Origin of the sequence: Marinobacter pelagius (assembly GCF_900114925.1) — a bacterium.
Taxonomy (GTDB): Bacteria; Pseudomonadota; Gammaproteobacteria; order Pseudomonadales; family Oleiphilaceae; genus Marinobacter; species Marinobacter pelagius.
Map to the genome: position 1 here is coordinate 136,912 of NZ_FOUR01000001.1, position 12,772 is coordinate 149,683.

General features: G+C 61.8%; 11 protein-coding genes. 4 read left to right on the forward strand and 7 right to left on the reverse strand.

The features are described from left to right. Positions 1-107: 107 nt before the first annotated feature. Positions 108-1,589, forward strand: a complete 1,482-nt coding sequence (gene ppx / locus BM254_RS00630; protein WP_245777352.1) for an exopolyphosphatase — start codon at positions 108-110, stop codon at positions 1,587-1,589. Here the strand turns inward: ppx and BM254_RS00635 are convergent. Next, positions 1,586-3,532, reverse strand: coding sequence for an ATP-binding cassette domain-containing protein (locus BM254_RS00635; protein ID WP_091997504.1), 1,947 nt, complete (start codon positions 3,530-3,532; stop codon positions 1,586-1,588). The genes ppx and BM254_RS00635 overlap by 4 nt on opposite strands. A gap of 42 nt (positions 3,533-3,574) precedes the next feature. Between BM254_RS00635 and BM254_RS00640 the strand changes: the two genes are divergently transcribed. The 3 genes from BM254_RS00640 to bamJ all read left to right on the forward strand — a co-directional run bounded on the left by BM254_RS00640 (position 3,575) and on the right by bamJ (position 5,331). Beyond that, positions 3,575-4,087, forward strand: a complete 513-nt coding sequence (locus tag BM254_RS00640) for a TIGR02444 family protein (protein ID WP_091997505.1) — start codon at positions 3,575-3,577, stop codon at positions 4,085-4,087. Further along, positions 4,084-4,473 (forward strand): DUF4124 domain-containing protein, encoded by a 390-nt coding sequence (locus tag BM254_RS00645; protein ID WP_091997507.1) that lies wholly within the window; start codon positions 4,084-4,086, stop codon positions 4,471-4,473. Before BM254_RS00640 ends, BM254_RS00645 begins: the two co-directional genes overlap by 4 nt. 132 nt (positions 4,474-4,605) lie before the next feature. Beyond that, the gene (gene bamJ, locus BM254_RS00650) at positions 4,606-5,331 is read left to right on the forward strand and encodes a BamJ family beta-barrel-assembly machinery protein (RefSeq protein WP_091997509.1); all 726 of its coding nucleotides are present in this window, start codon (positions 4,606-4,608) and stop codon (positions 5,329-5,331) included. A 93-nt stretch (positions 5,332-5,424) separates the two neighbouring features. Here bamJ and rsd read toward each other — a convergent pair whose 3' ends face one another. The 6 genes from rsd to BM254_RS00680 form a co-directional block, all read right to left on the reverse strand. Then, entirely contained in the window at positions 5,425-5,904 is a 480-nt protein-coding gene (gene rsd, locus BM254_RS00655; protein ID WP_091997511.1) for a sigma D regulator, read from the reverse strand. A 103-nt stretch (positions 5,905-6,007) separates the two neighbouring features. Next, complete coding sequence (locus BM254_RS00660; RefSeq protein ID WP_091997513.1) at positions 6,008-6,514, reverse strand: disulfide bond formation protein B; 507 nt, start codon at positions 6,512-6,514, stop codon at positions 6,008-6,010. Positions 6,515-6,606: 92 nt separating this feature from the next. Continuing rightward, positions 6,607-6,822: a ribosome modulation factor gene (gene rmf, locus BM254_RS00665; protein WP_091997515.1), complete on the reverse strand. Its 216-nt coding sequence runs from the start codon at positions 6,820-6,822 to the stop codon at positions 6,607-6,609. Positions 6,823-6,944: 122 nt separating this feature from the next. Further along, positions 6,945-8,492 (reverse strand): glutamate--cysteine ligase, encoded by a 1,548-nt coding sequence (gene gshA, locus BM254_RS00670; RefSeq protein WP_091997517.1) that lies wholly within the window; start codon positions 8,490-8,492, stop codon positions 6,945-6,947. Between the two features lie 65 nt (positions 8,493-8,557). Then, positions 8,558-10,894, reverse strand: coding sequence for a Tex family protein (locus BM254_RS00675; protein WP_091997519.1), 2,337 nt, complete (start codon positions 10,892-10,894; stop codon positions 8,558-8,560). A gap of 53 nt (positions 10,895-10,947) precedes the next feature. After that, on the reverse strand, positions 10,948-12,684 hold the full coding sequence (locus tag BM254_RS00680; protein WP_091997520.1) for a putative bifunctional diguanylate cyclase/phosphodiesterase: 1,737 nt from the start codon (positions 12,682-12,684) through the stop codon (positions 10,948-10,950). Positions 12,685-12,772: the final 88 nt, after the last annotated feature.

The window sequence follows — 12,772 nt, forward strand, 5'->3', positions numbered from 1 at the left end:
CAGGCCGGAGACAGATGGCTTATAGTACCCCGCAAGTTCATCTCACAAGGATTTCTGACGACGTGACGGCCGAAGACAACGCCGAAAACGCTGCACAAGGGCCGGAGATGCTGGCAGCCATTGATATGGGCTCCAACAGTTTCCACATGGTGGTGGCCCGGCTGGTACACGGAGAAATCCGTACCCTGGAAAAAATGGGCGAGAAGGTGCAGCTGGGCGCCGGCCTGGACCAGTACAACCGTCTTACCGAAGAAGCCCAGGCGCGCGCACTGGAATGCCTCAGCCGGTTTGCCCAGCGACTGCAGGGAATGCCCCCGGAGGCCGTCCAGGTGGTGGGCACCAATGCCTTGCGAGTGGCCCGTAACGCCCACCATTTCATGAACCGTGCCGAGGAAGTCCTGGGCTATCCGGTCGAGATCATTGCCGGCCGGGAGGAAGCCCGCCTGGTCTACCTGGGCGTCTCCCATACCCTGTCCGACGACATCGGCCGGCGGCTGGTGATCGATATCGGCGGCGGCAGCACCGAGTTCATTATTGGCCAGCGCTTCGAGCCCCAGGAGCTGGAAAGCCTGCACATGGGCTGCGTGTCGTTCCGCAACCGCTACTTCCCCGACGGCAAGATCACCCGGCGCCAGATGGATCGGGCGGTGACCCACGCCGAGCAGGAACTGCTGAATATCCGCCAGCACTACCGGAATGTGGGCTGGCAGAGCGCGGTTGGCTCCTCCGGCACCATCAAGGCGATCGCCAGCGTACTGGCAACCCTGAAGATCACCGACGGCACCATCACCCGGGCCGGGATGCTGGAGCTGCGCAAGCGCCTGGTGGACATGGGCAAGACCGACAAGCTCGGCGACCTGGGGGTCCGTTCGGACCGGCAGAGCATCTTCCCGGGTGGTTTTGCGATTCTGATGGGGGCGTTCCAGTCCCTGGGTATCGAGGACATGACCTTTGCCGACGGTGCCCTGCGGGAAGGCCTGCTCTATGACATCGTTGGTCGGATCCAGCACGAGGACGTGCGCGAGCGCACCATCTCGGCACTGCAGGAACGTTATCACGTGGATCAGGCCCACGGTGCCGCCGTAGAGGCGACCGCCGTGGCGGCCTGGGAACAGGTTGCCCACCAGTGGGGTCTGCGCACGGCCACGGACGAGGAAGTCCTGCGGTGGGCCTGCCGGCTGCACGAAATCGGCCTGACCATCTCCCACAGCCAGTACCACAAACACGGGGCCTACCTGCTCCGTTACTCGGACCTTCCGGGCTTCAGCCAGCAGTTCCAGCGGGATCTGGCGACCCTGGTGCGGGGACATCGGCGCAAGTTTGCACCGACCATTTTCGAAGGCCTCGATCCGGAGGATGTCTCGCGCCTGCGTCGTCTGTGTATCCTGGTGCGGCTGGCCGTGCTGCTGCAGCACCCCCGGAACATGGAGCCGCCGCCGGAGTTCCGGCTGGAACCGGGCAACGACAAGCTGACGGTCACCTTCCCGGACGGCTGGCTTGATGACCGGCCATTGACCCTGGCCGACCTCAAGAACGAACGGGAGTACCTGGCCCGGCAGGACTTCACTCTCAAGATCAATCCGGACTAACCGGCCAGCTCCTCTTCCAGCGCCTCCACGGTCTCGCTGACCTCCAGCCACTGCGCCTCGACCGCTTCCAGGCGCCGGCTGGCGTCGGCCTGGCTGGCGAGTAATTCGTTCAACCTGGCTTTGCCCGCCTCCTCGTACAGACCCGGGTCCGACAGAGCCTGCTCCAGCTGTACCAGCGTCTGCTGCAGCTGCTCCATCTCTTTCTCGAGGCTGGTCTGCTGTTTCCGGTAGGGGCTGAGCTTCTTGCGAATCTCGGCTTCCATGCGCTTGCGGGCCTTGCGATCGTCGGCACTTTCACCCACGCCATTGGCAGCCCGGGCCGCGGTTGCCTCGGCGGTCTCCCGCCGGGGTGCCTCGCCCTCTTCCCGTTCCTTGCGACGGTCAGCCAGCCAGCGTTCGTAATCCTCCAGATCACCGTCGTACTCGGCGACCCGGCCGTCGTTGACCAGCCAGAAATTGTCGACGGTGTTGCGCAGCAGATGCCGGTCGTGGGAGACCACCACGATGGCGCCCTCGAAATTCTGCAGGGCCATGGTCAGCGACTGCCGCATTTCCAGGTCAAGGTGGTTGGTGGGCTCGTCGAGCAGCAGCAGGTTCGGGCGCTGCCAGGCGATCACGGCCAGGGCCACCCGGGCCTTTTCGCCACCGGAGAAGGAACGGATCGGGCTCAGGGCCTCATCACCATGGAAATCAAAGCCGCCCAGGAAGTTGCGGATGCTCTGCTCCGAAGCTTTCGGTGTCAGACGCTGAAGGTGCAGGAACGGGCTGGCATCCAGATCCAGGGACTCGAGCTGGTGCTGTGCGAAATAGCCGATAGCCAGGTGCTCGCCACAGGTTCGCTCGCCGCCCAGCAAGGTGCTTTCACCCCGGAGGGCATCCATCAGGGTGGACTTGCCCGCGCCATTGGGGCCCAGCAGGCCGATCCGGCTGCCCGGCAACAGGGTCAGGTTGATATTGTCCAGGATGACGGTGTCGCCATAGCCCGCCCGCCCGTTGCGAATGGACAGCAACGGATTGGAAACCTTTTCCGCCACCGGGAACTCGAAACTGAACGGAGAGTCGATGTGAGCCGGGGCGATGCGCTCCATCCGCTCCAGGGCCTTGACCCGGCTCTGGGCCTGGCGGGCCTTGGTGGCCTTGGCCTTGAACCGGTCGATAAAACGCTGGATCTCGGCGATTCGCGCCTGCTGGCGCTCAAAGTTGGCCTGTTGCTGGGACAGACGCTCGCCACGCTGGCGTTCGAAGGCGGAGTAGTTGCCGGTGTATAGCTCCAGTTTACGCTGATCGAAATGCACCACGTGGGAGGCAACCCGATCCATGAAATCCCGGTCGTGGGAAATGAACAGCAGCGTCCCGGGATAGCGCCGGAGCCAGTTCTCCAGCCACAGGCAGGCATCCAGATCCAGGTGGTTGGTGGGTTCGTCCAGCAACAACAGATCCGAAGGCCGCATCAGCGCCTGGGCAAGGTTCAGTCGAATCCGCCAACCACCGGAAAACGCTGAAACCGGTCGCTCGGCATCCCCGTCGGCAAACCCCAGGCCGCGGAGCAGCGATTCAGCCCGGCGCGGCGCCGACCAGGCCTCGTGCACATCCAGTTCGCCATGGATTCTGGCCGCCGCGTGATCGTCGCCGGCCGCTTCGGCCCGGGCCAGCTCGGCCTCCATCCGGCGCAGGTCGAGGTCGCCATCGAGCACAAAATCCCGTGCACTGCGTTCTGACGCCGCCACCTCCTGGGCCATGTGGGCGATGCGACAGCCCCCGGGCAGGGACACACTGCCCTGCTCCGGCGCCAACTGGCCCAACAAGAGCTGGAAAAGGCTGGATTTACCGGCACCATTGGCACCCACGATGGCGACTCTCTGGCCGGGCTGAACCGTGAGATTCACGGATTCTAGCAACCAGACACCGCCCCGTTGTAAACTGAGATCAGTAATCGTTAACATAAATCCATTTTATCAGCGTAAGATGGTCAGGGCAGGTTCGGCGTGGAATTACCGGAAAAACTGGAACCGGACAACCCGATTTGGCGTTTTGCCTTGGCATTCTGGCAAAAGCCCGGCACTCAGCGAACCTGTCTTGCGCTCCAGGATCGGGGCTGGAGCGTTACACGTATTTTATGCGCTGGCTGGCTGGCCCTTGAAGGCAGGCCCTACAGCGGCACGGAGCACGCTACGGTAACAGAGTGGCGCCAGCATGTAACCGGTGCTTTGCGGGCAGTACGAAGATATCTCCCGAAAGGCCATGAACACTGCCAGGGCCTGCGCGAAGGCGTCGCCGGCCTGGAACTGCAGGCCGAGCAGCTGGAGCTGGCGCTGGCCTGGCAACAACTTGCGACTGAGACTCCGGACAAGGCCCATATGACGGGACATGCCCAGCTGATCCGACACAACCTTGCCGCTGCTGCCTACCGGCCGGAACAGGCCACCGATGCAGCAGTCGAGCTGAATACACTGGCCGACATTCTGGCCTCATTCTCCAATGGAGACTCCCAGCCATGATGATGAAATGGCTCATCCGGCTCGCGTTTCCGGCTCTGGGATTCCTGCTGCTTCTGATGTTCTTCGGGATCAACAGTCCTGAAGAGGTTTCCGAGCCGGTAGCAGACAATAAAGAAACCGAGGAAGAGATTCCGGCGTTCGAGGGCCTGGTACCCTCTCCGGTACCAACGGAAGGCCCGGAAATCATCTTCAAGTGGCAGGACACCGATGGCAACTGGCATTACGCCGACCAGCCTCCTGCCCAGGGCCCGTGGAACACACTGGCCATTGAACGCCCCGACAAGTCGCGAGCGGGTTCTGCCACCCAGGACCCGGACGCCGACTGGCAATCCCCCTACAGCGCCCCCTTTTCAATGGGCCCCACTGCCGGCAGCAACGGCAGCTGACCAAACGGGTCGGGTTCCTTAACACATGTTCAGTGGCATCTCGTGCCGGAACCCGTTACCTTCTGTGTTTCAATAAAGACAATCCGGGAGTGCCGCTCCCGCGCATTTACGCAAACCGTTAAGGACTCAGTAATGAAGAAAACCCTGCTTGCATTGGCCATGGCCGGTGTCGTCACCGGTTGCTCCACTCCACCAGAAGCCCCCGAAGATCCCAAGCTGGAATCCACCGAGCAGAAGGTCAGTTACGGTATGGGCCTTGTGCTTGGCGAGCGGATGAGCAATGACCTGCCGGACCTGCAGATGGAGCAGTTCCTGCAAGGCATCCAGCACGGCCATGCCGGTGATGAAGAAACCAAGCGCCTGACCCGTGAGGAAATCCAGGAAGCCCTGATGGCCTACCAGCAGCAGATGCAGGAAGACCAGAAGAAGCAGATGGACGAACTGGCCCAGAAGAACAAGGAAGCCGGCGAAGCCTTCCTGGCGGAAAATGCGGAAAAGGACGGTGTAGAGACCACCGAGTCCGGCCTGCAGTATGAAGTGATCGAGGAAGGCACCGGTGACAAGCCGTCCGCCGAGGATACCGTACGGGTCCACTACACCGGCGAACTGCTGTCTGGCGAAGTGTTTGACAGCTCCCGCGAACGTGGCGAACCGGTCACTTTTGCCCTCAACCAGGTGATTCCGGGCTGGACCGAAGGCCTGCAGCTGATGAACGAAGGCGCCCGCTACAAGCTCTACATCCCGTCAGACCTGGCCTATGGCCCGGGCGGCAATCGCGGCATTGGCCCCAACGAGACCCTGGTGTTTGATGTCGAACTGCTGGCCGTCAACCCTCAGGATGACGCTGCGTCCGAGTAACCCCCGGACACAAAAAAGCCTCAGTGCCGGCAACCTGCCGGGCTGAGGCTTTTTTTATGGGTGCCTGTTTTATACCGGCGCCTGGTGCGCAAATCAGGCGGAGGCAACTTTCCCGGCGTGGGCGTTGTGCAGATGCTCGATCAGGAAATCCTCCATCTCGAACCGATTCTCCAGAACCTCGCCCAGTTGCGACAGCTCGTCGAACAGCTCCCTGATCTGGGCTTCGGAAAGTGACTGGCCATTGAGACGGTCATTGAAGTTGAGCGCAATTTCCGTCGTCTGCTCGATCCTCGGATAAACCTTGGCGGCCAGCTCGAGGCCACCGTCGTTGAACTCGCGGGCTTCCTGGATCAGCTGCTCGTAGATTTCGAAGTGGCCTGCGGAGACATAATCCACCAGCACTTCGCACAAGCGAACGAACTTTTCGGTCAGCGCTTCGGTCTGGGAGAAGTCATTTTCTCCGGACAAATCACAGTAATGGACCAGTAGCTCCTGACGCTCTTTCAGCCAGCGATCAATCAGTTCGCTGACACCGCCCCAGCGTTCCCTGGCATTTCGGCAATTCTCCAACATGACGCCTGTTCTCCGCTCGTTTACCCGAAGCGTTTGACCCCGGTGCAATTGCTTACAGTTCGGGATTCAAGGTACCCCAACGTCACGGTTGGCCGCAACCGTTTCAGCTGCGAATCCAGCTACGGGGTTGCGGTCGCCGGAACAGGAAAAACAGGCCGACCAGCACCAGTACGGAGAAGAACACCGCGGTCCAGCCCGGAATGCTCAGCCCCAGGAACCGCCACACCACCTCGGCGCAGTCGCCGGTCCCCTTCAAGGCAGTGGTAAGCACCTCCATCCAGGGCAAAACCTCAAGCATGTAATCCACTGACGGACCGCAGGCTGGCACCTGATCCGCCGGCAGGCTTTGCAGCCAGAGCTGGCGCCCGGCAATACCCAGGCCCGTTCCGGCGGTCAGCGCCAGCAGGAAGCCATAGACACGAACGCCCCAGCCGGTGGGGCCATGGAGGAACGCCAGCAGGCTGACCAGCCCGGCCCCCATGAAGCCGAAACGCTGGAGCCAGCACAGCGGACAGGGCTCAAGGCCCATGACGTGTTCCATATAGAAGGCCACGCCGAGCAACCCGGCACAGACCAGAAAGACAACTGCAAACACCCATCTGCCAGCCAAAACAACACCCTCGGAATGAAGACTTGAAGCTCAGAGACCCGTCACTTAACCCTAAACCCCGGGGAACTTCAAGCGCTTGTGGACGGGAGCAATCAGGCAATGCGGGAAAAGAAATCGTCGGGCCGGCTGTGCTGGTCCCGGGCAGCCACTTTAGCGTCATCCCAGCCGGCTTCCCACGCGGCAATCACCACTTCGCCCCGATAGGGGCAGCGGCTCTTGGCCATACCCATGGAGGCCGCCATGTGGCCCTGTCGGTAGGCCTTGTTCAGCGCCTCCACATCCCATCCGAGTTTGATGTCCCTTGCCATACCGGCATCCTCCGTTATCCCGATGCACCTGACGCTAGCAGCGGGCGGTCCTGCTGACAAACTGATATCCGGGTTCTGTGCAGCAGGTCCCCAACGGGCTGTGACGTAGCCGAAATCCCCAATCAGGATCTGAGATAGTCGGCCAGGAACTGCTCGAACGGTTGGGTATCGTGGGCTTCCATCTGCGCCTGCTCAGCCAGGGAATCCCGACTCATTGCCCGGAACGCCTCCAGGACATCCGGAGCCATCGCCTCATCCCGCAGGGCCTGCTGGTGGCGAAGGGACATTTCCATCACCCAGTCCCGGTGCCCCAGGCCGGACGAACGCATGGCATCCAGCACCCGCGTGGAAGGCACACCGTTCGCCAGGCTCTCCTTCTGGGCCACCAGGGCCGTCGTATAGCTTCTGGTGCCCGTCCAGTCATCCAGCAACTCTGCCAGCGATTCCAGGCGATCCAGCAGCCCGGAGGCAGCCTCCATCACCGGAACCCTGCCACTCTCCTGGCACAGGGTCAGGCTGGCGTCGCGGCCCCGGGCCACGACATCCTTGTAGTTATCGTCCAGGCGCTCGCATTCGGCGTCACTGATCCTGGGCGAATCACACAGCAGACAGTCCAGCAGGAACAGGTCGAGAAAATCGATCTGTTCCCGGTTCACGCCTACCGGCGAGAAGGGGTCCAGATCCAGGCACCGCACCTCGATGTACTCCACGCCACGGGCCTCCAGTGCCTGGATCGGCTTTTCTTCCCGTTCGGTGGTGCGCTTGGGACGAACGGCACTGTAGTACTCGTTCTCGATCTGCAGGACGCTGGTATTGATCTGGATGAACTCATCGCCACGGCGGGTGCCGATCGCCTCGTAAGGCGGCCAGGTGGTGTGGATGGCACGATCCAGGGTGCGGGTGTAGGTGCCGAGCTCGTTGAAGCAGATATTCAGGGAAGCCTGGGCATTGTTGTGATAGCCCAGGTCTCCCATGCGCAGGGACGTTGCATGCTCGCCGTACCAGGTGCGCTCATCAAAGCGGCCGAGATCGTGCTTCACGCCGGCGACGAAACTGGCGTCCAGCGCCGGGGAGGCTCCGAAAAGCAGCATCAGCAACCAGCTGCGGCGGCGGAAGTTGCGGATCAGCCAGAAGTACTGTTCAGACTTGAAATCCCGGAGGGACTGCTGATCCCCCAGCAGTTGCTGCCACTTCTCCCAGAACGCATCCGGCAGCGACAGGTTGTAGTGCGCACCGGCAATACTCTGCATGATGCGGCCATAGCGCACCGCCAGGCCCTGACGGTAAACATGCTTCAGGTAGCCGATGTTGGAGGTGCCGTACTCCGCAATGGGAATGCTCTCGTCCCCGTCCAGTTCACAGGGCATGCTGGCCGCCCAGAACACCTCGTCGCCGAGATTCTGCTGCACAAACTGGTGGATATCCGTCAGGGACTCCAGCATGGCGTCGGTGCTGCCGCAGACCGGCGTGATCAATTCCAGCAGGGCCTCGGAGTAGTCCGTGGTAATGCGGGGATGGGTGAGCGTGGAGCCCAGCGCCTTCGGATGCGGGGTCTGGGCGATGAAACCGTTCCGGTCAACCCGCAGGCCTTCCTTCTCCACGCCCTTGAGAAAGCCGTGCCACTCCGATTTTGAGAACTGCCGAAATAACGAATGGCGGGATTCAGCCATGGTTGACTCCTGCTGCGACCGCCCCGTTCATGACGGGGCCGTCGGTGAATCTGATGTTTGAAAGCTTAGCGTCCGTCCTTCCGGGCCGAGGCAAGCGCCTGGGCCAGAGCGCCGGCCATGGCACCCTGGGCCGGCTTCTGCCCCTTCGGCGGCCGGCTCTGGCGCTGGCCGGAACGGTTATCGGAACGTCCACGGCCGGATGAGGCCCGGGAATCATTCTTCTCACCGGGCTGGTCATCCATACGCATGGACAGGCCGATGCGCTTGCGCGGGATATCCACTTCCATAACCTTGACCTTGACGATGTCACCCGCCTTGACCACTTCCCGCGGGTCCTTGACGAAAGTGTGGGACAAGGCGGAGATATGCACCAGTCCGTCCTGGTGCACACCGATGTCCACAAAGGCGCCAAAGTTGGTCACGTTGGTGACCGACCCTTCCAGAATCATCCCCGGTTTCAGGTCGTTGAGGGTTTCCACACCCTCCTCGAAACTGGCAAAACGGAACTCCGGTCGTGGATCCCGGCCGGGCTTCTCCAGCTCGGCAATGATGTCGCGGATCGTTGGCAGCCCGAACTGTTCTGTTACGTAATCCTGCGGATTCAGACCACGCAGGAACCCGGAATCACCGATAATATCTTCAACCTTGCGGTTGTTACGGGCGGCAATCGCCTCCACCACGCCGTAGGCTTCCGGGTGCACCGAGGAGCGGTCCAGCGGGTTTTCACCACCGGCAATTTTCAGGAAGCCGGCCGCCTGTTCGAAGGTACGATCACCCAGGCGCGTCACTTTCAGCAACTGCTTGCGGTTGGTGAACATGCCGTTCTGGTTGCGGAAATCGACGATGTTCTGGGCAATGCTCTGGTTAAGGCCGGAAACCCGGGCCAGCAGCGGCACCGAGGCAGTGTTCAGGTCCACACCGACACCGTTTACACAGTCCTCGACCACCGCATCCAGGCTGCGGGACAGCTGGACCTGGGACACATCGTGCTGATACTGCCCCACCCCGATGGATTTCGGCTCGATCTTGACCAGCTCGGCCAGGGGGTCCTGAAGGCGCCGGGCAATGGACACCGCGCCCCGGATGGTGACATCCAGGTCCGGCAGCTCCCGGGAGGCAAATTCAGATGCAGAATAGATGGAGGCGCCGGACTCACTGACCACAATCCGGGCCAGTTTCAGTTCCGGGTAGCGCTTGCACAGATCCGCCACCAGCTTCTCGGTTTCCCGCGACGCGGTGCCGTTACCGATGGCCACCAGTTCAATGCCGTATTCCCGGCACCAGGTCGCCAGCTGTTCGATGGACTGATCCCACTTGTTCTGGGGCGCATGGGGGAAGATGGCACCATGGCCCACCACCTGACCGGTACCGTCGATCACCGCCACCTTGACCCCAGTGCGGAGACCGGGATCCAGGCCCAGCGTCGGACGCGGGCCGGCCGGCGCCAGCAACAGCAGATCCTTCAGGTTGGCAGCAAACACGTTGATGGCCTCGGTTTCCGCGGCTTCCCGTACCTGGGCCATCAGGTCGGTCTCGATCTGGGTGGACAGCTTGACCCGCCAGGTCCATCGCACCACCTCGGACAGCCACTTGTCGGCCGGGCGACCGTCATCCCGGATGCGCCAGCGCGCGGCAATCCGCTGCTCGGCCGGGTGCGGCTGTCGACGGTCGTCTTCCCCGTCACCGACCACAATGCTGTAGGTCAGGATACCCTCATTGCGGCCACGCAGGATCGCCAGGGCCCGGTGCGACGGCACCTTCTTCAGGGGCTCGACATGGTCGAAGTAATCCCGGAACTTGGCACCCTCGGTTTCCTTGCCGTCCACCACGGATACCTTGAGCTGGCCCTGCTGCCAGATGAAGTCCCGAAGGTCACCCAGCAGTTCGGCATCCTCGGCGAAGCGCTCCATCAGGATGTAGCGGGCGCCATCAAGGGCTGCCTTGGTGTCCTCCACGCCGGCGTCCTTGTTGATGTAGGCGCCGGCAGTGGCTTCGGGATCCAGGCTCGGGTCGTCATACAGGGCATCGGCCAGCGGCTCCAGACCAGCCTCCCGGGCGATCTGTGCCTTGGTGCGACGCTTGGGCTTGTAAGGCAGATACAGGTCTTCCAGCCGGTTCTTGGTGTCTGCCCCGTTGATCGCGGCCTTGAGCTCATCGGTCAGCTTGCCCTGCTCCTCGATGCTGTTGAGGATGGTGGCCCGGCGGTCTTCCAGCTCCCGCAGGTAGCGCAGCCGCTCTTCCAGGTTCCGCAACTGGCTGTCGTCCAGCGAGCCGGTGACTTCCTTCCGGTAGCGGGCAATAAACGGAACGGTCGCGCCTTCGTCGAGCAGGGCAACGGTGGCATTAACCTGTTGTTCGCGGACACCAAGTTCTTCCGCGATACGGCTGGAAATCGTCTTCATGCAACCTCGGCAAATCACATAGGAATCGAATTAACGGGAAAAGGTACAGCGGCTTACTTCTGCAAGCAAGCGGCCTGACTGCGGCTGTTCAGGAATTGCACAAGCTCGTTCCAGGGCATGGGGCGGGCGTAATAGTAGCCCTGGACCTCGTCACAATGCTGCTGGCGGAGAAACTCCAGCTGTCCTTCGCTCTCCACACCCTCGGCGACGACGCTCATCTGCAGACTGTGGGACAGGCTGATGATCGCCCGGATAATATGTTCGGCGTCTGCCGACTGCCCCAGCTCCTCCACAAAGGACTTGTCGATCTTGACCAGGGAAATCGGCAGGTGCTGCAGGTTGCTCAGGGAGGAGAAACCGGTGCCGAAATCGTCCAGGGCAAAGCTGATGCCCAGCTGATTCAGCTCCCGCAGGCAGCGCTGGGCGTATTCAGGGTCATGCATCATGGCGCTCTCGGTGAGCTCCAGTTCGAGCAGGCTGGTATCGACGTTGGCGTTAAAGATGATCCGGAAGATGGTCTCGGTCATCTTCCGGTCATGGAACTGGCGGAATGACAGGTTGACGGCAAACACCAGCCCGGGGAAACCCAGCTCCGCGGATTCCTTGAGCCGCTGACAGGCCTGCTCGATCACCCAGTAGCCGATCGGAACGATCAGGCCGCTGCGCTCGGCCACCGGAATGAATTCGTCCGGCCCCACGAGGCCACGCTGGGGATGGTTCCAGCGCAACAGGCATTCCACGCCACGAACCTCCTCGGTCGCCAGGTCGATGCGGGGCTGGTAATACACTTCCAGCTCCCTGCCTCGCAGAGCATTGCGCAAGTCCGCTTCGAGGCGTAGCTGGTAGCCGGCGGAGATGTGCAGTTGCCGGTCGTAGAAACGGTAACTGGTACCCGGATCCCGCTTGGCCTCGAACATGGCACGATTGGCCCGGCGCATCAGATTCTCGGCGCTGTCACCGGATTCCGGGTAGGTGGCGACACCCAGACTGGCGTTGACCACCAGCTGCTGGCCATCCACGGTCACAGGCTCATCGAGGAGGGTGACCACCTTGCGGATGATCCGGGTAATATCCAGCGAATCCTCCACCTTCTCGATAATGATCGCCAGCTCGTCCCCGCCAATGCGCATCAGCGAGTCCACACGGCGCAAGGCGTGGCGCAGCCGCTCCGCCAGCTTCATCATCAGCTGGTCGCTGCGCTGGTAGCCGAAGGATTCGTTGATACTGCGGAAATCGTCGATATTGAGGTGCAGCAAAGCCAGCCTCTGGCCGCCCCGCTCCGCCCGCAGCAAGCCCTGCTGCAGACGATCGAAGAAAAGATCCCGGTTAATGATGCCGCTGGCAACATCACGCCCCAGATGGCCCTGGGCGGAGATATTCAGCTGCTCCCGGTACCACAGGTATTTCACCGCCCGGGGAAAACTCCAGCGGTCGAGGCCCTGCCGGCTCAGATAGTCCGCTGCCCCTTCGGCAACAAGCTCCGATGCCCGTTCACCGGGCAGCTCGGCGCTGAGCGCCAGCACCGGCTTGTCGTCACTGGAGACCGAGAGATACTGCAGGAAGGCGGCTTCATTGCCGCCGTGAAACACACAATCCCAGACGATGACGTCGAAACTGGCGTTGCGGATGAGATCGTCGCAATCGATGAGATCCGGACACCAGGTGACATCCGGATCGATCTCGGAATCGCCCGAAAGCAGCGAGTCCAGCCAGAGAAAGTCCGCGTGGTGTGGCGTCAGCACCAGTACGCGTAACCGATCGGGCCTCGGAGTCTCCAGGGGCAATGTCATCAAAAAGGATCCGTCTCTGCAAAGGCTGTAACTGTTAACCCTATCATAGCCCAGAGATGATCGAGGTACAGTAACGCCTGCTGGTGTA